Genomic DNA, 21,208 nt, shown 5'->3' on the forward strand with positions numbered 1-21,208 from the left:
TCCTAGGAATTCGAGCCCGGCGCCGGCAGTGCGGGCGCGGCCATGGACACCTGCGGGCTGGTGCCGATCGTGTTGCGCGAGTTGCAGACGGGACCGAAGGAGGTGCCGCTGCCAGCGATGGCGCCACCGGTGCCATCCATGTACTTGTGCAGGATGCCGTGGTACAGCTGCGGGTCGACCTTGGCGTACAGGGCCACCGGCTCCTTCTCGCTCGGCTGGGCCAGCTTGTCATAGTCGGCCAGCGTCAGTTCGCGCGAGGAGGCCTTGACCTGCTTGACCCATTCCTCGAATTCGAAGCCAGACATGGACTTGGCCTTGAACTTCATGCCCGAGAAGCCGCCGCCGCTGTAGTTCGCCGACGCGCCGTCGAAGACGCCGGTCTCATTGGCGATCAGGTGCAGCTTGGTCTCCATCCCGGCCATGGCGTAGACCATGCTGCCCAGTTGGGGGATGAAGAAGGAGTTCATCACCGAGTCCGAGGTGATCTTGAAGTTCACCGGGGTGTTGACCGGGAATGCGATCTCGTTGACGGTGGCAATGTGCAGTTCCGGATAGATGAACAGCCACTTCCAGTTCAGCGCGACGGCCTCGATGGTCACCGGCTTCACTTCCGATTCGATCGGCTTGTAGGGATCCAGGTCGTGCGAGGACTTCCAGGTGATGTAGCCCAGCACCATGATGATCAGGCAGGGGATCAGCCAGACCACCACTTCGATCGCGGTGGAGTGCGACCAGTCGGGTTCGTAGCGCGCTTCCTTGTTGCTCTCGCGGTATTTCCAGGCGAAGGCCAGCGTCATGATGATGACGGGCACCACGACCAGCAGCATCAGCCACGTGGCCGTCAGGATGATGGATTTCTCCGCGGCACCGATCGCACCCTTCGGATCGAGCACACCCATATTGCAGCCGGCCAGCATCAGCAGGCCCAAGCAAGGCAGGAACCGCGTCCAACGCGGAGGTTTGTATTTCTTCATGTCACGACTGGGTTGAGTTCGCCGCGGCTAGGCACGACGCGGCTTCACAGCCTTGTGCTGGCGCACGAGGCGGAGAAGGACTGGGGAAAGGAAACCGGAGCGCTGATCCCTAGGCGGGTGCCAGGGGAGCTTGCGGTCGGCCCGTGTTTCTGGCCGATCCGGACGTCACCTTGTGGGTGACTGTGCCGAACCGGCCGGGCGGTCCGCATTGGGGGGTATTGGTATGACGATCCCTGCCCCGCCGGCTCAATAGGCGAGCGCGATCGACAGATGGTGGGGGCGGGGGGGCTGACATCGTGGCGCGAATTTACCGCGACGCAACATGCAGGGTAAACCACAGGTCTCGGACACACTGTCCGGAAAACCGGACAATGGCCGGCAACCGATGGCAACTGCGCGCACGACGCCTGCCGTGAGGAGATGCAGGCGTCACCGGGTGCGATGGGTGGCGATTGGCGAGCTGTGGCAGCCAGCCCTTGCCATGCCTGCGCTTGCGGGAGACCAAGCCGGGCGGCCTTCGGGTGCCCGTCGGCGCACGGGACGGAACCGTTGAGAGTACGCGCTGCGCCTGGGTGCGACAATATGTCACCCTGCGCGCGCAGGGCCTATTCGCGCTTTCCGTTGCAAAAAACCAACGCACCTCGATAGGCCTCTGCGCCTTGTTCGCCGCTTTGCAGCATCGGCGTTGCACGGCGGCGACGGCGCTGCCGGCCGCAACGCCCTCCGCCCCGGCTAATGCCGTTCGCTTAGGCCGGGGTTGCCGTCCCCGCACAGGCGGGAGAGACGGACCTTTCCAGACAGCCTCTTAGCGGTCACGCCAATGCTCGTGGCGCTCATGCTCACGCCATTCATGCTCGCGCCATTCGTGCTCGCGCCACTCCTCCCGCTCACGCCAGCGCCGCTCACGCCATCCCGGCCCCCAATATGCGGGCCCGGGCGCGACCACCACGGGTGCCGGTGGCGCCACCACCACCGGCGCCGGCGGCGCGTAGACCGGGGGCGCATAGACCGGCGCCGCATAGACCGGGGCGGGAATGCCGATGCCGATGCCCACGTCGACGTGCGCCTGCGCCGAGGCGCTCACCAGCAGCAAACCCGCCGCCGTGCAAATCCAGCTGATGCCTTTCATCTCTATCCGTCCGTCATTTCCATCAATCTGCCCCCAAGGCATCGTCGCGGTGCTGCCTGCAGGGCCCCGACCAGCCCGGCGGGGTCGCCGGCACCGGTCATGGTCTTCACATTCTGTGAGGCTGCACTGTAGAGGGAAGAAAGGCGCTCGGGCTTTGTGGATTCGCTACATTTGTATCGTTTTGTAATCCGGGGGGCGCTTGGCCTCAGGCCGGTGGCGGGGCACGCAGCACTTAGAGATGCAGCGGCATCGAGTTTCCGCGTGAAGGCGTTGCCTGCATCTTGCGGCCAGCCGCCGCGAACGGTTGCGAACGATTGCGAACCGGGGCACAGTGGCGCGCATCATGCGTGCGCGCCGAGCTCTCCCACGCCCATTGGGCATAAATGATCGGCCCAACCGTGCGCGGCGGCGGAGGCACCGAAAAAAAAAAGGCCGCACATGGCGGCCTTTCACGTACCGGGCGTGCCCTCTGTCGGGCGCGCGGTGCTACGGGATCAGGAATAACGGCGGCTGATCGATTCCGCCACGCAGACGGGACGGTCGCTGCCTTCACGTTCCATGGTCACCTCCCAGGTCGATTGGGCACCAACCAGCTCCGGCGCGTTCGGCAAGGGATCGAGCCGCTCCACCTTGAGCAGCTTCACTCGCGCGCGCAGCCGGCTGCCGACCGGCACCGGCCCGGTGAAGCGCACGCGGTTCAGGCCGTAGTTGACGCCCATCTTCACGCCCGGCATGTCGATCGCCTTATGCATCAGCGCCGGCAGCAGCGACAGCGTCAGGAAGCCGTGGGCGATCGGCGCGCCATACGGCGACTCGCGCTTGGCCCGTTCCACGTCGACGTGAATCCACTGATGGTCGCCGGTGGCTTCGGCGAACAAGTTGACCTGCTGCTGCGTGATCTCCATCCAGTCGCTGACAGCGACCTCCTGACCCTGCAGGCTCTCAAGTTCCTCCAGTGAGGCAATGGTGCGCATCCTGTCTCCTTCGTGCTGGCTATGGTTGTCTTTATGGTTGTCTTGTCTGCGGCGGCGAAAGGCCTGCACCCGCATTCCTTTCTCAGGGGATTGTGCCTGTTTCGCCGGTTTCCTGCTCAGGCGGGCCGGCGGCCGTACATGCCCATGCCCTTGACCGTGCAGACGAGTTCGCCGCGCTGGTTGGTGCCTTCCCACAGGGTAAGGACCACGCCGCGGTCGGGCTTTGACTGGGAGGGGCGCGCCTCCAGTACGGTCAGGGTGACGCTCAGGGTGTCGCCGGCATAGACCGGCTTCAGCCAGCGGATGCCGTCCACACCCGGCGAGCCCATGCTGGCCGACTTGCCGACCAGGCTGTCGACCACCAGCCGCATCATGATGCCGCAGGTCATCCAGCCGCTGGAGATCAGGCCGCCATAGATGCTCTTGGCAGCGGCTTCCTTGTCGGTATGGAAGGGTTGCGGGTCGTACTGCCGGGCGAAGGCCAGGATCTCTTCCTCGGTGACGTGGTAGGAACCCAGGTCCCGCTTGCTGCCCACTGTGAAGTCTTCGAAGTAAAGCATGGAGGTTGTCATCTGCTGGGGGCCGCTTGGGCCGGTCTGGGGTGATGCCTCTGTCTCACCGGCGGTGCGGGGTGTGCGGGCTGCAGCCACGGCCGCCCTGCCCCCACCAAGAAAAAAGCCGCGCCTGGACGACCGGCGCGGCTTTCTATCTGCCAGTGAGCCTTGCGGCCTCAGGCTGCCTGCTGGAAGCCAGGCTGGGCGGCAAAGCGGCCCAGGTGGTGGTCCACGTCGCCGAAGGTGGTGTTGATCAGCGTCAGCCGCTTGAACATGTGCGCGGCCGGCAGTTCGTTGGTCACGCCCATGCCGCCGTGGATCTGCACCGCCTCCTGGCCGACCGAGCGGGCCGCCTGGCCCACGCGCGCCTTGGCGGCGGATGCGTAGCGGCGGCGTTCTTCGGGCGAGGACTCCTCGAAGCGGGCCGCGGCCAGCAGCGTGATCGAGCGCGACTGCTCGGCATGGATGAACATCTCGACCATGCGGTGCTGCAGCGCCTGGAAGCGCGCGATGGGCACGCCGAACTGCTGGCGGGTCTTCGCGTATTCCAGCGTGGCGATGTTCAGCGTGTCCATCACACCGACGGCTTCCGCGCACAGCAACACGGCTGCGTAGTCGGCGGTTTCCTCGATGATCGGCCAGGCCTTGCCGGCGGTGCCGAGCAGCGTGGCGGGCGCATCCTGGAACTGGATATCGGCCGCGCGCAGATTGTCGATGGTGCGGTAGTCGGTGACGCTGACGCCCGCGCCCTTGACGTCCACCAGGAACAGGGAGATGCCGTCCTGATCGGCCTCGGCGCCGCCGGTGCGTGCCGACACCACCAGCTTGTCGGCCTGCGCGCCGTGGATGGCGACGACCTTGCGGCCGTTGAGCTTGCCGTCCTTGGCGCTCACGCGCACCTCGTTCAGCGCGTAGCGCGACTGCGGCTCATTGAACGCGGTGGCGAGCTTGAGTTCGCCGCCGGCCACCTGCTCCAGCAGCGCTTCCTGGCCGCCGGCCAGCTTCAGCGCGTGCGCGGCAGTCACGGTGGCCAGGTAGGGCTCAACCACCAGGCCGCGGCCGAGTTCCTGCATCACCACCATCATGTCGACGGCCTTGCCGGAGAAGCCGCCCTGCGCTTCCGGCACCGGCAGCGCGGTCAGGCCCAGCTCGACCAGCGCGCCCCAGGCGGCGTCGCTGTAGCCGGCGTCGGTATGGATGCCCTTCTTGCGGGTCTCGAAATCGTAGCTCTTGTCGATGAAGCGGTGGATCGCGTCGGCGAGCTGCTTCTGTTCGTCGCTCAGATTGAAGTTCATGTCGCGTGTCTCCTCACAGCCCCAGGATCATCTTGCTGATGATGTTCTTCTGAATTTCGTTGGAGCCGCCGTAGATGGAGGTCTTCCGATAGTTGAAGTAGTACGCGGCCAGCGGCGCGGCGTCGTCGTAGCCGGTCACGGCGTGCTCGTGCTCGCACTCCAGGTAGGCCGGATCGAAGGGCTGGGCGTACGGGCCGACGGCCTCCACCATCAGCTCGGTCAGCATCTGCTGGATCTCGGTGCCCTTGATCTTAAGCATCGAGGCTTCCGGGCCGGGGCCCTTGCCGGCGGCTTCGCTCGACACCACGCGCAGCACGGTGATCTCCAGCGCCATCAGCTCCACCTCCAGCGCGGCGACCTTGGCGCCGAACACCGGATCCTCCAGCAGCGGCTTGCCATTCTTCTGCTGCTGGCGCGCCACGCGCTTGAGGAAGCCCAGCTCGCGCTTGGAATTGCCCACGCGGGCGATGCCAGTGCGCTCGTGGCCGAGCAGGTACTTGGCGTAGGTCCAACCCTTGTTCTCTTCGCCCACGCGGTTCTCGACCGGCACCTGGACGTTGTCGAAGAAGACTTCGTTCACCTCATGCTCTTCGTCCAGCATGATGATGGGGCGCACGGTGATGCCCGGGGTCTTCATGTCGATCAGCAGGAAGGAGATGCCCTCCTGCTGCTTGGCTTCGGGATCGGTGCGCACCAGGCAGAAGATCATGTCTGCGTGCTGGCCGAGCGTGGTCCAGGTCTTCTGGCCGTTGACGATGTAGTGCTTGCCGTCCGCCGTCAGCTGGGCGCGGGTCTTCAGCGAGGCCAGGTCGGAGCCCGAACCCGGCTCGGAATAGCCCTGGCACCACCAGTCGGTGCAGTCCTTGATGCGCGGCAGGTAGTACTGCTTCTGCTGCTCGTTGCCGTACTTCATGATCACCGGGGCCACCATGGCGACACCGAAGGGCAGCACGCCGGGCGCGCCCACGCGGGCATTTTCCTCGTCCCAGATATGGCGCTGGGTGGCGTTCCAGCCGGTGCCGCCGTACTGCACCGGCCAGTGCGGTGCCGACCAGCCGTTGCTGGCCAGGATCTTGTGCCAGCGCACCAGGTCGTCGCGGTTCGGACGCCGGTGGTTCAGCACCTTGCTGCGGATGTCCGCCGGCAGATTGGCCTCCAGCCAGCCGCGCACTTCCGCGCGGAAGGCGTCGTCGGCCGCCGAGTAATTGAGATCCATGCCCGTCTCCTGTGATGCCGGCTTTCAAGATGGCCGGCGCGTTGTTCTGCCTGCGCGTCATGCGCCGGCAGGAACGGGCACAGGACGCAATTCAGTGGGCCGTCTGCTTGAGGGCGTCAGGCACCACGAGCTGGAAGGTGTCGATGCCCTCCTCGGCCAGCGCCTGCACCTCTTCCGCCGACGCCGAGCCGCGGATGCCGCGCTCGGGCGCCTCTTCGTAGTGCATGCGCCTCGCCTCCTCGGCAAAGCGTTCCCCCACGTCCTCGGTCTGCGCCAGCACCTGCCGCACCGCCGTCAGGTACAGCGCCTGCAGCGCCGCCTGCCGTGCGGGCGGCGACTGCTCGCCCGAGCCCTGCGCCGGCGCTGCGGCGCCCGAGAGGTTCAGGCGCGGCGCGCTGGGCAGCCGGCTCACGGCGCGGTCGCCGCAGACCGGACACTGGACGAGGTCACGCGCGATCTGGTCTTGCGCATCTTCCTCCGAGGCGAACCAGCCCTCGAAACGATGGTCATGCGCACAGCGCAGGTCGAGCACCTTCATGATCTTTCCAGCCCGTCAAAAGCAATAGTATCCGTGAATCGAAATTTTGTGAACGGTCGTGCTAATTTTTTTGCAAGCCGCCCCACCCCTGGCACCGACGTCAAAAAATGACGAACAAGGCAGGAATTCTGCCATGCAAAACGCCAGGTGAATGGCGCCTTGCATAGCGCAAGCTTAACAGTTGCGGGAGGGGCGTGCGCCTGGCACCGCCGGGGAGGCCCCGGCGGCGCTGCGCGGGAATGGATGCCGGCCGGGCGGCGCGCTATGCCGCCTGGCGCACGAAATCGCTGACGCTGCCGTCGCGCCAGGCCAGCAGCGCCTCGCCGACGATGCGGTTCCAGTGCGCCTCGGAGCCATGCGCCATGCGCCAGTCATGGAGCCGGCGCGTCAGCAGCTGCAGATCGTACTCTTCGGTCACGCCGATCGCGCCATGCACCGCATGCGCGATGGCGGCGACCACGCTCACCGCCTCGCTGGTGCGCGCCTTGGCGATCGCCGCGGCCAGCACGGCGGGCACCGACCCGTTGCCGCGGAAGGCCAGTTCGGCCGCGGTGCCGGCTGAGGCCACGTGCTGGGCCATCACCGCCAACTGGTGCTGGATCGACTGGAACTTGCCGATCGACTTGCCGAACTGGGCGCGGTCGTTGCCGTACTGCAGCGTCAGCTGGAACACGCGGCTCATGGCGCCGGCCAGCAGCGCCGCGTGCAGGGCAGCGCCGAAGGCCTGCACTCCGGCGCCCGCGCCGGCCACGCGCGCCAGCGGCGCAAGCACCTGCCAGCGCAGGGTGGCGCACTGGCTGCCATGCACCCCGGTGCCGATGCGCTCCGCGCGGGCGCAGTCCAGCAGCACCAGGTCACCGCCCTGGTCCGTCAGCACATAGTCGGCCAGTGCGCCGAACGGGGTCAGCGCGCAGGTGCCGCCCTGCCCGTCGACACGCAAGGCAGGCGCCAGCGTGATCATGCCGGCCGGCGCCGCCAGGCCGTGCGGCGCCAGCAGCGCGCGCGCGGCCACGCTCTGCGCCACCGGCGCCGGCACGGCGTAGCGGCCCAGCGTGGTGAACACGGGGAAGGCCGCCGCCAGTCCCAGTCCCGCGCCGCCCGCGTCCTCGGGCGCCAGCAGTTCCAGGAAACCGGCCTCGGCCAGCGCGTCCCACAACGGCGCGGCCGGCGCACCGCCCTCCACCGCGCGCACGAAGGCCGGCGTGCATTGGTCTTTCAGAATGGCCTCGATGGCTTCTACGAACATCTGTCTTCTCTCTCTCGGTTCGGTCGGGCCCGGCTCAGCGCAGCCCCAGGCCGCGCGCGATCATGCCGCGCAGGATCTCCCGCGTGCCGCCGCGCAGCGAGAAGGTCGGCGCGATCTGGCTCAGGTAGGCCACGGTGCGGAACAGTTCGGCGTCGACCTCGGCGCCCGGATCGGCGGCGATCACCGCCTCGATCATGGCCGGGATCGACTGCTCGAACTCCGTGCCGATGTCCTTGACCAGCGCGGCCTCCACCACCGGGCTCTCGCCGCGCGCCAGGCGCGAGGTGACCGCGATCGACATGCTGCGCAGCGTGCACAGGTGGGTGGCAAAGCGCCCCGCCAGCGCGATCTGCTCCGCGCCCGGCGTACCGCGCCGCAGCCCGGCCAGCCAGTGCTCGAGCAGCGCGATGCTGGAATAGATGCGTTCCGGGCCGCTGCGCTCGAAGGCCAGCTCGGCAGTCACCTGCTCCCAGCCGCTGCCCTCCTCGCCCACCAGCGCCTCCGGCGCCAGCAGCACATCGTCGAAGGTCACTTCGGAGAAGTGCGCGTCGCCGGTCAGGTCCTGGATCGGGCGCACCGTGACACCAGGCAGCGAGAGGTCGACGATGAACTGCGACAAGCCGCGTTGACGGTCCTCCGGCGCGCCGGAGGAGCGCACCAGCGCGATCATGTACTGGCAATGGTCGGCATTGGTTGTCCAGATCTTGCGCCCCGACAGCCGCCAGCCGCCCTCGCAGGGAGTGGCGCGCGTACGCACGCTGGCCAGGTCTGAGCCCGAGTTGGGCTCGCTCATGCCGATGCAGAAGAAGGCCTCGCCGGCGCAGATGCGCGGCAGGTAGAAGCGCTTCTGTGCCTCGGTGCCGTACTTGAGGATCAGCGGACCGCTCTGCCGGTCAGCGATCCAGTGCGCCGAGACCGGCGCGCCCGCGGCCAGCAGTTCCTCCACCAGCACGAAGCGCCGGAAGGCATCCATGCCCGCGCCGCCATACTCGGCCGGCAGCGTCAGCCCGACCCAGCCGCGCGCGGCCAGCCGGCGGCTGAAGGCCGCATCGAAGCCCATCCAGGAACGCGCGCGCACATCGGCCGGTGCCGGCGGCATGTTGTCGCGCAGAAAGGCCTTCACGTCAGCGCGGAAGGCCTCGGCTTCGGCCGGCAGCGCCGCCAGCCGGAAGGCATCCAGTAGATTATCCAAACCACTCCCCTAAACGTAGTAACACCGGCGCGCCACACAACGTGCCGTAAAGCCAAGCAACGCGCGGACGGCCGCGCGCCGCGATCATTCCGCCTTGACGCCGAGTGCCTTCGCCACCGGAATCCAGCGTGAACGCTCCTCCTGCACGAAGCGGCCGAACGCCTCCGGGCTGCCTGGCATCGGCTGCGCGCCGATCGCACGCAGCTTGTCGACGAGGTCAGGCCGCTTGAGCGCATCGTTGATCGCCTGGTTGAGCGCATCGATCGCCGCGTGCGGCGTGCGCGCTGGCGCTACCACGCCGAACCAGGCACTGGCCTCCGTGTTGGCATAGCCGAGTTCCTGCAAGGTCGGCACATCGGGCATCAAGGGAAAGCGCGTGCGATCCAGGATGGCCAGCGCGTGCAGCTTGCCGGCGCGTGCCTGCGGCATCGACGATGGCAGGGCATCGAACATCAGGTCGACGTTGCCGCCCATCATGCTGACGATGGCAGGCGCGCTCCCGGCAAACGGCACGTGGGTGACACGGAAGCCCAGCACATTGGCCGCGTTCTCTCCCGCCAGATGCGTGATATTGCCGCTGCTGGCCGAGCCCATGGTCAGCTTGCCCGGCGACTGCTTGCCGAGCGCCACCAGTTCGGCCACCGACTTCACCGGCAGGTCCTTGCGCGTCACCAGCAGCAGGGGCGACTTGCCCAGTCCGGCCACCGGCACGAAGTCGCGCACCGGGTCATAGGGCATGGAAGCGTAGAGCGCGCTGTTGATGACCAGCGGGGCATTCGAGCCGACCAGGAAGGTCCTGCCGTCCGGTTCGGCGCGCGCCACGGTCTCGGCGGCGATCATGCCGGCAGCGCCGGCCTTGTTCTCGACCACGATCGGCACGCCGAGCGCGGGGCCGGCCTGCAGCGCCACCAGGCGCGTGATCTGGTCGGCGGCGCCGCCGGGCGGATATGGCACCACGAAGCGGATGGGCTGGCCGCGCTGCTGCGCCTGCGCGGGAACGATCGCGGTGGCGGCAAGCAGAAGCGGCAGCACGGCGCGCGACAGCAGGCGCGCAAGGAAGGGGCTGGGCATATCGGTGTCTCCTCGTTCTGTATCTTTTGTCTCGTTTCCCTGCCTCCATGGCGGGACGTTCACGGGCGGGATGGAGGCCGGCGCGATTGCCTGCGCCCGCCCTCACCCCCGGCCCCTCTCCCGCAAGCGGGAGAGGGGAGCACACCGGCGCGGCGCGAAACCCAGCGCGCTTGCCGAAGCCGGCAGGATGCGCCAAAACCAATCGCCAAGCATAGTGTCTTGGCTCCCTCTCCCCTCATGGGGAGAGGGTTGGGGAGAGGGGTGGTCTAGCAAGGCGCCACATTCAAACGAAGCCGTCGGTGTGGTCCAGCACGCCAAGGCGAGCCGAAGCCGACAAGACGCGCCAGCACCATTGGCCAAGCATAGTGTCTTGACCCCCTCTCCCCTCATGGGGAGAGGGCCGGGGTGAGGGGTGGTCTAGCAAGGCACCACGAACAACGAAGCCCTCGGTGTTGTCCAGCACGCCAAGGCCAAGACGAAGCCGACAAGACGCGCCAGCACCATTGGCCAAGCATAGTGTCTTGACCCCCTCTCCCCTCATGGGGAGAGGGCCGGGGTGAGGGGTGGTTTAGCAAGGCGCCACGAACAACGAAGCCCTCGGTGTTGTCCAGCACGCTAAGGCCAAGACGAAGCCGCTGGCGTGATCCAGGACATCGCCGCTTGCCCGCCCCCCACCGCTCACACCACCCCCTTCTCCCGCAACTGCGCAATCTCCTCCACCGAATACCCCAGCTTCTCCGCCAGCACCTCGTCGGTGTGCTCGCCCAGCGTCGGCGCCGAGCGTTCGTAGGTGATCGGCGTGTCCGAGAAGCGCATCGGGTTGCCCAGGCTGGGGGCCTGCACGCCAGTGCCGTGCGGCAGCGTCATCTGCATGCCGCGGTGCCGTACCTGCGGGTCCTCGAAAACCTGCTGCATGTTGTAGATCGGGCCGCACGGCACATTGGCCGCCTCCATCAGCTCCACCCATTCATCCATGGTCCGCGCCAGCATGGCCTCGGCCACCTGCGGGATCAGCTCGGCACGGTTGCGGTTGCGGTTGCCGGCGCTGGAGAAGCGCTCGTCGCGCGCCAGCTCGGGGCGGCCGATCACCTCGCACAGCGCGCGGTACTGGCCGTCGTTGCCCACTGCCACGATGATGTCGCCCTCCTTGCAGCGGAACACCTGGTAGGGAACCATGTTCGAGTGCGCATTGCCCATGCGCTGCGGGATCTTGCCCGACAGGAAGTAGTTGAGCGCCTGGTAGGAATTGATGGCGACCAGGCAATCGAGCAGCGCCAGGTCGATGTACTGCCCTTCTCCGCTGACGTGCCGGTGCTCCAGCGCGGCGAGGATGGCGCTGGTCGCGTACATGCCGGTCAGCAGGTCGGCGATGGCGATGCCGGATTTCATCGGCGCCGCGCCGGCTTCGCCGTCCGGCACGCCGGTGATGCTCATCAGCCCGCTCATGCCCTGGAACACGAAGTCGTAGCCGGGCAGCGCGGCGTAGGGACCGCTCTGGCCAAAGCCCGTCACCGAGCAGTAGACCAGGCGCGGGTTGATGGCGCGCAGGTCTTCGTAGCCCAGGCCGTAGCGTGCCAGCGTGCCGACCTTGTAGTTCTCGACCACCACGTCGGCATCGCGCGCCAGGTCGCGGATGATCTGCTGTCCCTCGGGGCTGGCCAGGTCCACCGTCACCGAGCGCTTGCCGCGGTTCACGCTGAGGAAGTAGGAGGAGTCGCGCGTTTCCTCGCCCTGTGCATCGCGCAGGAAGGGCGGCCCCCAGGCACGGGTGTCGTCGCCCGCGCCGGGGCGCTCGATCTTGATCACCTCCGCGCCCATGTCGGCCAGGTTCTGGGTGGCCCAGGGGCCGGCCAGCACACGTGTCAGGTCCAGCACCTTCAGGTGCGCCAATGCCTTCTTCATCGGTCTCCTCCGCCTGTCCCGGCTGTTCGCTGCGGCCCCCGCCCGTGGCGACGGCCAGCGCAACAGAGAGTAGTAGCGCCGGCGGCGCCCTGTCCAATATTGAATTGCGAGTGAGCGATATCGTTTCGGTATCACCTCTCCCAGCGCCGCCGCGCCGCCCGTCCCTGGCAGCAGGCCGCCCCTGCCGCGCCGGGGTGCCGGTCCGCCGCCGCCCGCGCACGATGCGAACAATATGCGAGCGCGATATGCAATCGATATCGCCCGAGTGAAAACGAATATTGGACAGCGCCGCGCCGGCTCCCTTAGCCTTGCTGCACGGCCTGCGGTGGGCGCCAGCACCACATTGCCTGCCGCACCGGCCAGGCACGACACATACCGATACGGAGAGACAGATGGCGGACTTCCTGCGCTACGAACAAGACGGGCACATCGTGACCCTGACCATGAACGAGCCCGACCGGCGCAATCCGCTGACCGGCAACAGCGCGGTCGACGACTTTCTCGCGGCCATCGCCCGCATCCAGGCTGACCGCGACGTGCGCGCCGTGATCCTCACCGGAGCCGGCACCGCCTTTTCTTCGGGCGGCGACATCCGTGACATGGCACGCCAATCGTCCGGCGAAGTCCCGGGCCTGGAGATCCGCCAGGACTACCGCAATGGCATCCAGCGCCTGCCGCTGGCGCTGTTCAACCTCGAGGTGCCGGTGATCGCGGCGGTCAACGGCCCGGCGATGGGCGCCGGCCTGGACCTGACCTGCATGTGCGACATCCGCATCGCCTCGGAGAAGGCGCTGTTCGCCGAGAGCTTCGTCAAGCTGGGCATCATTCCCGGCGACGGCGGCGCCTGGCTGCTGCCGCGCGTGATCGGCCTGTCGCGCGCAGCCGAGATGACCTTCACCGCGCAGCCCATCGATGCGCAGCAGGCGCTTGAATGGAACCTGGTCTCGCGCGTGGTGCCGGCCGAGCAGCTGATGCCGACCGCCATCGAACTGGCCGAGCGCATCGCCGCCAATCCGCCGCATGCGGTGCGCATGGCCAAGCGCCTGATGCGCGAAGGCATGCACAGCCGGCTGGACACGCTGCTGGAGCTGTCAGCCGGCATGCAGGCACTGTCGCACCAGACCGCCGACCACCGCGAGGCGGTGCAGGCCTTCCTGGAGAAGCGCAAGCCGGTTTTCACCGGCCAGTAAGCCAGCATCGGCCATGGACCTGCGCCGCATCCGGCATTTCGTCGTGCTGGCGGAAACGCTGAATTTCCGCCGCGCCGCCGAGCGGCTGCACATGGCCCAGCCGCCGCTGTCGGTCTCGATCCAGAAGCTGGAGGCCGAGTTCGGCACCACGCTGTTCACGCGCGACGCGCGCGGCGTGGCGCTGACGCCCAGCGGCCGTGCCGCGCTGGCGGAGGCGCGCCGCATGCTGTTCCATGCCACGCAGTTCTCCGATGCAGCGCGCAATGCGGAAAGCGGCACCGGCGGCGTGCTGCGGGTAGGCTTCGTCGGCTCCACCACCTTCGCGCTGCTGCCGCGGCTGGTGCCCATCTTCCGTGCCGAGTACCCCGGTGTGGAACTGGTGCTGAGAGAGGCCACTTCCGCTCGCATCATGCAGTTGCTCGATGAAGAGGCCCTCGACGTAGGACTGGTGCGCACGCCGCTGCTGCGCCATTCGAGCGCGGCCCTGCTGCCGCTGGAGCGCGATGGCTTCGTCGCCGCGCTGCCACGTGGCAACCCGCTGGCCGGCAAGGGACCGCTTCGGCTCGCCGAGCTGGCCGGCGAACGCTTCATCATGTATGCGCAGGACGAGGCCGCGGGCCTGCACAGCGCAGCCATGACCGCCTGCCAGATCGCCGGCTTCGTGCCACGCGTGGCGCAGGAAGCGATCCAGGTGCAGACGGTGCTGGCGCTGGTGGAGAGCGGGCTGGGCGTGGCCCTGGTGCCGTCCATCATGCAGCGCTTCGCCAGCGAGCGCATCCTCTACCGCGAGCTGGAGGACTTCCCCGCCGCCGCCGCGATCGGGCTGGCCCTGGCCTACCGGCCCGAGCAGCAGAGCGCGGCCGCGCAGCGCTTTCGCGATGTGGCCGCGCGCGTGTTCCCGCTGCCGCAGGCCAAGGCCGGCGCCACGGGCACGGACGGCGGCCACTAGTTCAGCGGACTAGTCGCGCCTACAGCGTGCGCGCGATGATCTCACGCATGATCTCGCTGCTGCCGCCGAAGATACGCTGCACGCGCGCGTCGACCCAGGCGCCGCCGATCGCGTATTCGCTCATATAGCCGTAGCCGCCGTGCAGCTGCAGGAACTCATCCAGCACGCGGCCCTGCATCTCGGTGGCGTTGAGCTTGGCCATCGCCGCACGGTCCGGCGTCAGCTCGCGCCGCAGGTGCAGCGCCAGGCAATCGTCGACGAAGACGCGCAGCATGGTCGCCTGCGCCTTGGCCTCGGCCAGCTTGAAGCGCGTGTTCTGGAAGGACAGCACGGTCTGGCCGAAGGTGCGGCGCTCGCGCGTGTACTCGATGGTGCGCGCGAGGAAGGCCTCGATCGAGGCGGCGGCGCGCACTGCGATCACCAGCCGCTCCTGCGCCAGCTCGTGCATCAGGTAGCCGAAGCCGGCGTTCTCCTCGCCCAGGCGGTTGCCCACCGGCACGCGCACGTCCTCGAAGAACAGCTCGGCGGTGTCCTGCGCCTTCAGGCCGATCTTCTTCAGCTTGCGGCCCTTGCTGAAGCCCGGTGTGCCTTCCTCCACGACGATCAGCGAGATGCCGCGTGCGCCCGCCTCAGGGTCGGTCTTGGCCACCACGATCACCAGGCCGGCGTTCTGCCCGTTGGTGATGAAGGTCTTCTGCCCGTTGATGACGTAGTGGTCACCCTCGCGGCGCGCGGTGGTGCGCACGGCCTTGAGGTCGCTGCCGGTGCCCGGCTCGGTCATGGCGATGGCGCCGATCACCTCGCCGCGCGACATGGCAGGCAGCCAGCGCGCCTTCTGTTCATCGTTGCCGTAGGCGTGGATATAGGGTGCGACGATGTCCGAATGCAGGTTGAAGCCCACGCCGCTGGCGTTGATGCGCGCCATCTCCTCGATCAGCACCGCCGAGTGGCCGAAGTCGCCACCGCCGCCGAAGGGCTCGGGCAGCATCGGGTTGAGCAGGCCCTCTGCGCCCGCCTTGCGCCACAGCGCCTTGGGCACGATGCCCTCCTCTTCCCAGTCGGCGTGATAGGGCGCGATCTCGCGCTCGACGAAGCGGCGCACCTGGGTGCGGAACTGTTCATGGTCCTCGCGGAAAACACTACGCATGATGACTTCCTTGGAATGCTCGGCTTGCACCCGGCTAGCGGGTGCGGTCAGGGAAAAGGGATTCCGGACGGGATTCAGGACGCGGCCGCCGCGCGGCGCGCCTGCACGGCGAAGCCCGCGGCGGGCGAGGCGCGGTAGCGTTCCTTGAGCTCGCGGCGCAGCAGCTTGCCGGTCTCCAGCCGCGGCAGCGGTCCTTCGAACACCACGGTGCGCGGCAGCTTCAGCCGGCCCAGCCGGGCCAGGCAGAAGTCGACCAGCTCCTGCGCCAGGTCGGCGCCGGCCCGCGCGGGGTCGCGCAGTTGCACGACGGCCTTGGCGACCTCGCCGAATTCCTCGTCGGGCACGCCCACCACCGCGGCGTCGTAGACGGCCGGATGCTGCATCAGCACGCTCTCCACCTCCTGCGGGTAAACGTTGACGCCGCCGCTCAGGATCAGGTCGGAGCGGCGGTCGCTCAGGTAGAGGTAGCCCTCGGCATCGACGTGGCCGAGGTCGCCGTAGGTGGCCCAGCCCCGATCGTTGTAGGCCTTGCGGGTCTTCTCCGGGTCGTTGTGGTAGGCGAAGTTCGCCACGCCGGAGAAATAGATCATGCCGACCTCGCCCGGCGGCAACTCGCGCCCGTCCTCGCCGACGATGTGGATCGTGCCGGCGGTGGCACGCCCCACCGAACCGGGATGGTTGCGCCAGTCCTGCGGACCGATCGCCGCGGTACCCGCCCCTTCCGAGCCGGCGTAGTACTCGTGGATGACGTCGCCCCACCAGTCCAGCATGGCCTGCTTGATGTGGACCGGGCACGGCGCGGCGGCGTGGATGGCCACGCGCATCGAGCCGAGGTCATGGCGCGCGCGCACCTCGTCCGGCAGGTTCAGCAGGCGCACGAACATGGTGGGCACCCACTGGCTGTGGGTCACGCGGTAGCGCTCGATGGCGGCCAGCGCCTGCGCCGCGTCGAAGCGGCCCAGCGCCACGCAGCTGCCGCCCACCTCGATCGTGCGCATGATGTAGCGCAGCGGCGCGGCATGGTAGAACGGCGCGGTCGACAGGTAGACGGCGCTGTCGTCGAAGCCGAAGCTGCGGCGCCAGGCCTCGACCTCGATATCGGGCCGGTCGCGCTCGGCAAAGGGCAGCAGCGGGCGGCGGATGCCCTTGGGCAGGCCGGTGGTGCCGGAGGAGTACAGCATGTCGCGCCCGAGCGGGCGCTCGGGCAGCGGCGCGGCCATGTCGACGGCGGCAAGCGCCGCCTCATAGCTGTCGAAGCCTTCGGTGGCGTCATCCAGCGTCACGTAGCGCAGCGTATCCGCCCCGTCCTGCGCGCGCGCCGCGCGCACGGCCTGCGCCAGCGGCAGCGTGGCCGCCGATGCGATCAGCACCTTGGCCTCGCAGTCCTTGACCACGTAGGCCGCCTCCGGCGGCGCCAGGTGGGTGTTGACGGCCGTGTAGTAGAGGCCGGCGCGGCGTGCGCCCCAGGCCAGCTCGATCAGCTGCGGCTGGTTCTCCAGCAGCAGCGCGATGGCGTCACCGGCCTGCAGGCCGAGCGACACCAGCCAGCGCGCCGCGCGCTCGGCGCGGCGGTCGAGCTCGCCATAGGTCAGGACACTACCGGTGTCGATCTGGATCAGGGCGGCCTTGTCTGCTTGTGTTTGCGCCCAGCGGTGCAGCTTGGTCATGACTGCTTGTCTCCTCCTGCATTGAAATCCTGCGCTACCCGATCGTCCCCAGCGAGGCCTCCACGCTGCGCACCAGCGTCACCAGGCGCGGACCGAGGTTGTCGGCGAGCTGCTTGCTCTGCTCGCTGTAGGTCGGCACCGAGGCGGCGAAGATCCAGGTCTCGCCGTCGCGGCGCGCGCGCATAGGCACGGCGATCGATTCGATCTCGCGGTGCAGGTCGCGCTGGCCGCGGCTGAATCCGTACTCCTCCAGATCGCGCGCGGCATCGGCCAGGCGCTGCTGCAGCCAGGCCTCGCGCTGCGGATCCTGGGCCTTCAGCCCGGCCAGGTAGGCCGCGCGCTCCTCCGGCGTCATCTGCAACAGGTAGGCGCGGCCGGAGCCGGTGCGCGAGATCGACACGCGCATGCCCACCTCGGGGCGGAACACCTTGCTGCCCACGCCCTGCACGATCTCCACATAGCTGAGGGTATGGCCGATGCCGAGCGTCAGCTCGAGCTGGCCGCAGATATGGTCGGCCAGCTCCTGCATCAGCGGCCGCGCAAGCTGGCGCACCGTCATGCGCGCCAGTGCCGGCGCCGCCAGGTTCAGCAGGCCGACGCCGGGCACGTACTTGGACACGCGCTCCGAATAGCGCAGCAGGCCCAGTTCGCACAGGGTGTCGAGCAGCCGGAACAAGGTTGGCTTGGCCAGCCCGGTCATCTCCATCAGTTCGCGCCCGCTCAGTTCCTGCGCCGTCGGCGAGAAGCAGCCGAGGATGGAAACGCCGCGCGCCAGCGCGCTGACCAGCCGGCCCTCGCCATCCTGGTCCACCGCCGTCATGGGATGGTTCATGCCAGCCCCTCACTATTTCGATACGTCAGTCTCATTAACCGCATCTTGCATTCCAAATAACTACATCGTCAACAAATATTTCTGCGTTTACGCTAGACTTTTCGAGCCACCAAGCTTTAAGCGGGCAAGCGGTAACACGTATTTCGGGCCACTCGTCTCATTTTCTCAGATCGAGCCTTGTCCGAATCCAGCCTTATTCGCCGCATCACAGGAGACAAGCATGCAGCAAGCCGTCATCGTCGACGCCATCCGCAGCCCCATGGGCCGCTCCAAGCCGGGTTCGGCCTTCACCGAGCTCCATGCCACCGAACTGCTGGCCCAGGTGCTCAAGGGGCTGGTCGAGCGCAACCGGCTCGATCCCGGCCTGGTGGACGACGTCATCACCGGCTGCGTGACGCAGGCCGGCGAGCAGTCGGCCGGCCCGGGCCGCGTGGCCTGGCTGGCCGCCGGCTTCCCCGAGCACGTGCCCGCCACCACCATCGACCGCAAGTGCGGCTCCAGCCAGCAGGCCGTGCATTTTGCCGCACAGGGCATCATGGCCGGCGCCTACGATATCGTGATCGCCTGCGGCATCGAGTCGATGAGCCGCGTGCCGATGGGCTCGGCGCGCATCGGCCAGAACCCCTACGGCCCGTCGATGGAAGCGCGCTATGCGCCCGGCCTGGTGTCGCAGGGCGTAGCCGCCGAGCTGGTGGCGGCCAAGTACGAGCTGTCGCGCCAGGCGATGGACAGCTACTCGGCGCGCTCGCACGAGCTGGCCGCCGCCGCGCGTGAAAGCGGCGCCTTCCGGCGCGAGATCCTGCCCATCGTGACGCCCAACGGCGTGATCGAACACGACGAGACGATCCGCCCGGGTACCTCGGTGGAGAAGCTCGGCACGCTGCAGGCCTCCTTCCGCAACGACGAACTGAGCGCGCGCTTCCCGCAGGTCGGGTGGAGCGTCACCGCCGGCAATGCCTCGCAGATCAGCGACGGCGCCGCCGCCATCCTGCTGATGAGCGAGTCGGCGGCGCAGCGCCTCGGCCTGAAGCCGCGCGCGCGCTTCGTGGCATTCGATGTGTGCGGCGACGATCCGGTGACGATGCTGACCGCCCCCATTCCCGCCAGCCAGCGCGCGTTGAAGAAGAGCGGCCTAAGCCTGGACCAGATCGATCACTACGAGATCAACGAGGCTTTCGCCTGCGTGCCGCTGGCCTGGCAGAAGGCGCTCGGCGCCGATGCGGCACGCCTGAACCCGCGCGGCGGCGCCATCGCGCTCGGCCACCCGCTGGGCGCATCGGGCGCCCGCCTGATGACCACCATGCTGCACGCCCTGGAAGACAGCGGCGGCCGCTATGGCCTGCAGTCGATGTGCGAGGCCGGCGGCATGGCCAACGCCACCATCATTGAGCGCCTCTGAACCCTTGGCATTTCCCATCAATCGCTAGAACGCTAGAACAGCAGGAGACCCGAAATGAAGCTTGACTCGCAAATGTCCGCCGTTGTCACCGGCGGTGCCTCCGGCCTCGGCCTGGCCAGCGCCCGGCGCCTGATCGAACGCGGCGTGGCCGTGGTGATCTGCGACCTGTCCGCAGAGCGCGGCGCGGCCGCCGTCGACTCTCTGCAAGGCAAGGTCACCTTCGTGCAGGCCGACGTCTGCGACACCGAGCAGATGAACCGCGTCTACGACGCCGCCGAGGCCCTCGGCCCGCTGCGCGGGCTGGTGCACTGCGCCGGCCTGGGCGGCCCGGTGCGGCTGGTCGAGAAGGACGGCTCGCCCGGCTCGCTGGAGAAGTACGAATCCATCGTGCGCATCAACCTGATCGGTACCTTCAACACGCTGCGCCTCGCGGCCGTGCGCATGGCCAAGAACGAGCCCATCGACGGCGAACGCGGCGCCTGCGTGCTGACCGCCTCGGTGGCCGCCTACGAAGGCCAGATCGGCCAGATCCCCTACGCCTCGGCCAAGGCCGGCATCGTCGGCATGACGCTGGTGGCGGCACGCGACCTGGCGCAGCGCCTGATCCGCGTCTGCACCATCGCCCCGGGCCTGTTCGACACGCCGCTGCTGGCCAAGCTGCCGGAGAACGTGCGCACCTCGCTGGGCGCCATGGTGCCGCACCCGGCTCGACTGGGCGCGCCTGACGAGTACGCCTCGACCGCGCTGCACATCCTCGAGAACCCGATGCTCAACGGCGAGACCATCCGCCTGGACGGCGCCATCCGCATGCAGCCGCGCTGAGGCGCCGCGCGCCACACAGGAGGAGACGAGACCATGAGCGACACCCTGCAGCTTGAGACGCGCGGCAATGTGCTGCTGATCACCATCAACCGCCCCGAGGCGCGCAACGCGATGGACTTCGAGACCGCCACGGCGCTGGCCGCGGCGATCGACAAGCTCGAGTCGGACGACGCACTGGCACTGGCGGTACTGACCGGCGCCGGCGGCACCTTCTGCTCCGGCATGGACCTGAAGGGCTTCCTGGCCGGCAAGCGTCCCAGCATCCCGGGGCGCGGCTTCGGCGGCATCACCGAGGCGCCACCGCGCAAGGTTCTGATCGCGGCGGTGGAAGGCTACGCGCTCGCCGGCGGCTTCGAGCTGGCGCTGGCCTGCGACCTGATCGTGGCCTCGCGCGCGGCGAAGTTCGGCCTACCCGAGGTCAAGCGCGGCCTGGTGGCCGCCGCCGGCGGCCTGATGCGGCTGCCGCGCCGCGTGCCCTACCACGTGGCGATGGAGTACGCGCTGACCGGGGACATGATGGGCGCCGAGCAGGCCCACGTCCACGGACTGGTCAATCGCCTGACCGAGCCAGGGCAGGCGCTGGACGGCGCGCTCGAGCTGGCTGCCGCCATCGGCGCCAACGGCCCGCTGGCGGTCGCCACCAGCAAGCGCATCGTCGCCGAATCGGCGGACTGGTCGAACGAAGAGATGTTCGAACGCCAGCGCCCGCTGGTGACACCGGTCCTCGCCTCGGCCGATGCCCGCGAAGGCGCCGCGGCCTTCGCCGAGAAGCGCAAGCCGGTCTGGACGGGGAAGTAGGCGGCAGCAGGCAGGCTCGTCGGCAACGAGGGCGTTCTCGCCTTGGGCGGGTGATTGCTGGCGACGATGTGGCGGACAACACCGGTGGCTTCGTCCCGGCCCCGGCGTGCTGGAGCACACCGACGGCTTCGTCTGTACGTGGCGCCTTGCTAGACCACCCCTCTCCCCAACCCTCTCCCCATGAGGGGAGAGGGAGCCAAGACCTCGTACTTGGCCCATGGTGTTGGCGCATCGTGTCGGCATTGGCCGGCGCGACGGGCTCGGCTAGTGCGATGGGTTTCGCCGCCGCGCCGGTTTGCTCCCCTCTCCCGCT

Annotated in this window: 19 protein-coding genes; 5 read left to right on the forward strand and 14 right to left on the reverse strand. The window is 68.3% G+C overall.

The genetic code is table 11. The features are described from left to right. Positions 1-2 precede the first annotated feature (2 nt). The 11 genes from cyoA to AC1Z3O_RS12705 all read right to left on the reverse strand — a co-directional run bounded on the left by cyoA (position 3) and on the right by AC1Z3O_RS12705 (position 12,091). On the reverse strand, positions 3-974 hold the full coding sequence (gene cyoA, locus AC1Z3O_RS12655; RefSeq protein WP_483516065.1) for a ubiquinol oxidase subunit II: 972 nt from the start codon (positions 972-974) through the stop codon (positions 3-5). Positions 975-1,779: 805 nt separating this feature from the next. Then, positions 1,780-2,103, reverse strand: coding sequence for a hypothetical protein (locus AC1Z3O_RS12660; RefSeq protein WP_483516066.1), 324 nt, complete (start codon positions 2,101-2,103; stop codon positions 1,780-1,782). A 494-nt stretch (positions 2,104-2,597) separates the two neighbouring features. Next, positions 2,598-3,077 (reverse strand): MaoC family dehydratase, encoded by a 480-nt coding sequence (locus AC1Z3O_RS12665; RefSeq protein WP_483516067.1) that lies wholly within the window; start codon positions 3,075-3,077, stop codon positions 2,598-2,600. A 116-nt stretch (positions 3,078-3,193) separates the two neighbouring features. After that, positions 3,194-3,637, reverse strand: coding sequence for a MaoC family dehydratase (locus AC1Z3O_RS12670; protein WP_483516068.1), 444 nt, complete (start codon positions 3,635-3,637; stop codon positions 3,194-3,196). A gap of 170 nt (positions 3,638-3,807) precedes the next feature. Then, complete coding sequence (locus AC1Z3O_RS12675) at positions 3,808-4,926, reverse strand: acyl-CoA dehydrogenase family protein (RefSeq protein ID WP_483516069.1); 1,119 nt, start codon at positions 4,924-4,926, stop codon at positions 3,808-3,810. A 13-nt stretch (positions 4,927-4,939) separates the two neighbouring features. Next, positions 4,940-6,142 (reverse strand): acyl-CoA dehydrogenase family protein, encoded by a 1,203-nt coding sequence (locus tag AC1Z3O_RS12680; RefSeq protein ID WP_483516070.1) that lies wholly within the window; start codon positions 6,140-6,142, stop codon positions 4,940-4,942. Positions 6,143-6,233: 91 nt separating this feature from the next. Further along, a complete protein-coding gene (locus tag AC1Z3O_RS12685) occupies positions 6,234-6,680 on the reverse strand; it encodes a DUF1178 family protein (RefSeq protein WP_483516071.1) in 447 nt (148 codons plus the stop codon). Between the two features lie 262 nt (positions 6,681-6,942). Continuing rightward, entirely contained in the window at positions 6,943-7,926 is a 984-nt protein-coding gene (locus tag AC1Z3O_RS12690) for an acyl-CoA dehydrogenase family protein (protein ID WP_483516072.1), read from the reverse strand. A gap of 34 nt (positions 7,927-7,960) precedes the next feature. After that, a complete protein-coding gene (locus AC1Z3O_RS12695; protein ID WP_483516073.1) occupies positions 7,961-9,118 on the reverse strand; it encodes an acyl-CoA dehydrogenase family protein in 1,158 nt (385 codons plus the stop codon). 84 nt (positions 9,119-9,202) lie between these two features. Next, a complete protein-coding gene (locus AC1Z3O_RS12700; protein ID WP_483516074.1) occupies positions 9,203-10,189 on the reverse strand; it encodes a Bug family tripartite tricarboxylate transporter substrate binding protein in 987 nt (328 codons plus the stop codon). Between the two features lie 678 nt (positions 10,190-10,867). Continuing rightward, positions 10,868-12,091 (reverse strand): CaiB/BaiF CoA transferase family protein, encoded by a 1,224-nt coding sequence (locus tag AC1Z3O_RS12705; RefSeq protein ID WP_483516075.1) that lies wholly within the window; start codon positions 12,089-12,091, stop codon positions 10,868-10,870. 392 nt (positions 12,092-12,483) lie between these two features. Here AC1Z3O_RS12705 and AC1Z3O_RS12710 point away from each other — a divergent pair, with 392 nt between their 5' ends. Continuing rightward, a complete protein-coding gene (locus AC1Z3O_RS12710) occupies positions 12,484-13,281 on the forward strand; it encodes a crotonase/enoyl-CoA hydratase family protein (protein WP_483516076.1) in 798 nt (265 codons plus the stop codon). Between the two features lie 13 nt (positions 13,282-13,294). Beyond that, positions 13,295-14,230: a LysR family transcriptional regulator gene (locus AC1Z3O_RS12715; RefSeq protein ID WP_483516077.1), complete on the forward strand. Its 936-nt coding sequence runs from the start codon at positions 13,295-13,297 to the stop codon at positions 14,228-14,230. A 19-nt stretch (positions 14,231-14,249) separates the two neighbouring features. Here AC1Z3O_RS12715 and AC1Z3O_RS12720 read toward each other — a convergent pair whose 3' ends face one another. From AC1Z3O_RS12720 to AC1Z3O_RS12730, 3 genes are all read right to left on the reverse strand, one after another. Next, positions 14,250-15,377, reverse strand: coding sequence for an acyl-CoA dehydrogenase family protein (locus AC1Z3O_RS12720; protein ID WP_483516078.1), 1,128 nt, complete (start codon positions 15,375-15,377; stop codon positions 14,250-14,252). A gap of 74 nt (positions 15,378-15,451) precedes the next feature. Next, complete coding sequence (locus AC1Z3O_RS12725) at positions 15,452-17,044, reverse strand: AMP-binding protein (RefSeq protein WP_483516079.1); 1,593 nt, start codon at positions 17,042-17,044, stop codon at positions 15,452-15,454. Positions 17,045-17,078: 34 nt separating this feature from the next. Continuing rightward, the gene (locus AC1Z3O_RS12730) at positions 17,079-17,876 is read right to left on the reverse strand and encodes an IclR family transcriptional regulator (RefSeq protein WP_483516080.1); all 798 of its coding nucleotides are present in this window, start codon (positions 17,874-17,876) and stop codon (positions 17,079-17,081) included. 220 nt (positions 17,877-18,096) lie between these two features. Here AC1Z3O_RS12730 and AC1Z3O_RS12735 point away from each other — a divergent pair, with 220 nt between their 5' ends. Genes AC1Z3O_RS12735 through AC1Z3O_RS12745 form a run of 3 tightly spaced genes read left to right on the forward strand, consistent with a single transcriptional unit; the run spans position 18,097 to position 20,895 of the window. Next, complete coding sequence (locus tag AC1Z3O_RS12735) at positions 18,097-19,275, forward strand: thiolase family protein (protein WP_483516081.1); 1,179 nt, start codon at positions 18,097-18,099, stop codon at positions 19,273-19,275. A 54-nt stretch (positions 19,276-19,329) separates the two neighbouring features. Continuing rightward, complete coding sequence (locus AC1Z3O_RS12740) at positions 19,330-20,097, forward strand: SDR family NAD(P)-dependent oxidoreductase (protein ID WP_483516082.1); 768 nt, start codon at positions 19,330-19,332, stop codon at positions 20,095-20,097. Positions 20,098-20,130: 33 nt separating this feature from the next. Continuing rightward, on the forward strand, positions 20,131-20,895 hold the full coding sequence (locus AC1Z3O_RS12745; RefSeq protein WP_483516083.1) for a crotonase/enoyl-CoA hydratase family protein: 765 nt from the start codon (positions 20,131-20,133) through the stop codon (positions 20,893-20,895). Positions 20,896-21,208: the final 313 nt, after the last annotated feature.

It is taken from the genome of Cupriavidus sp. 09_S30 (assembly GCF_056930435.1).

Bases quoted from the DNA above. Each gene is read 5' to 3' on its own strand.
- cyoA (WP_483516065.1), bottom strand. From the start codon at position 974: ATGAAGAAATACAAACCTCCGCGTTGGACGCGGTTCCTGCCTTGCTTG.
- AC1Z3O_RS12660 (WP_483516066.1), bottom strand. From the start codon at position 2,103: ATGAAAGGCATCAGCTGGATTTGCACGGCGGCGGGTTTGCTGCTGGTG.
- AC1Z3O_RS12665 (WP_483516067.1), bottom strand. From the start codon at position 3,077: ATGCGCACCATTGCCTCACTGGAGGAACTTGAGAGCCTGCAGGGTCAG.
- AC1Z3O_RS12670 (WP_483516068.1), bottom strand. From the start codon at position 3,637: ATGCTTTACTTCGAAGACTTCACAGTGGGCAGCAAGCGGGACCTGGGT.
- AC1Z3O_RS12675 (WP_483516069.1), bottom strand. From the start codon at position 4,926: ATGAACTTCAATCTGAGCGACGAACAGAAGCAGCTCGCCGACGCGATC.
- AC1Z3O_RS12680 (WP_483516070.1), bottom strand. From the start codon at position 6,142: ATGGATCTCAATTACTCGGCGGCCGACGACGCCTTCCGCGCGGAAGTG.
- AC1Z3O_RS12685 (WP_483516071.1), bottom strand. From the start codon at position 6,680: ATGAAGGTGCTCGACCTGCGCTGTGCGCATGACCATCGTTTCGAGGGC.
- AC1Z3O_RS12690 (WP_483516072.1), bottom strand. From the start codon at position 7,926: ATGTTCGTAGAAGCCATCGAGGCCATTCTGAAAGACCAATGCACGCCG.
- AC1Z3O_RS12700 (WP_483516074.1), bottom strand. From the start codon at position 10,189: ATGCCCAGCCCCTTCCTTGCGCGCCTGCTGTCGCGCGCCGTGCTGCCG.
- AC1Z3O_RS12705 (WP_483516075.1), bottom strand. From the start codon at position 12,091: ATGAAGAAGGCATTGGCGCACCTGAAGGTGCTGGACCTGACACGTGTG.
- AC1Z3O_RS12710 (WP_483516076.1), top strand. From the start codon at position 12,484: ATGGCGGACTTCCTGCGCTACGAACAAGACGGGCACATCGTGACCCTG.
- AC1Z3O_RS12715 (WP_483516077.1), top strand. From the start codon at position 13,295: ATGGACCTGCGCCGCATCCGGCATTTCGTCGTGCTGGCGGAAACGCTG.
- AC1Z3O_RS12720 (WP_483516078.1), bottom strand. From the start codon at position 15,377: ATGCGTAGTGTTTTCCGCGAGGACCATGAACAGTTCCGCACCCAGGTG.
- AC1Z3O_RS12725 (WP_483516079.1), bottom strand. From the start codon at position 17,044: ATGACCAAGCTGCACCGCTGGGCGCAAACACAAGCAGACAAGGCCGCC.
- AC1Z3O_RS12730 (WP_483516080.1), bottom strand. From the start codon at position 17,876: ATGAACCATCCCATGACGGCGGTGGACCAGGATGGCGAGGGCCGGCTG.
- AC1Z3O_RS12735 (WP_483516081.1), top strand. From the start codon at position 18,097: ATGCAGCAAGCCGTCATCGTCGACGCCATCCGCAGCCCCATGGGCCGC.
- AC1Z3O_RS12740 (WP_483516082.1), top strand. From the start codon at position 19,330: ATGAAGCTTGACTCGCAAATGTCCGCCGTTGTCACCGGCGGTGCCTCC.
- AC1Z3O_RS12745 (WP_483516083.1), top strand. From the start codon at position 20,131: ATGAGCGACACCCTGCAGCTTGAGACGCGCGGCAATGTGCTGCTGATC.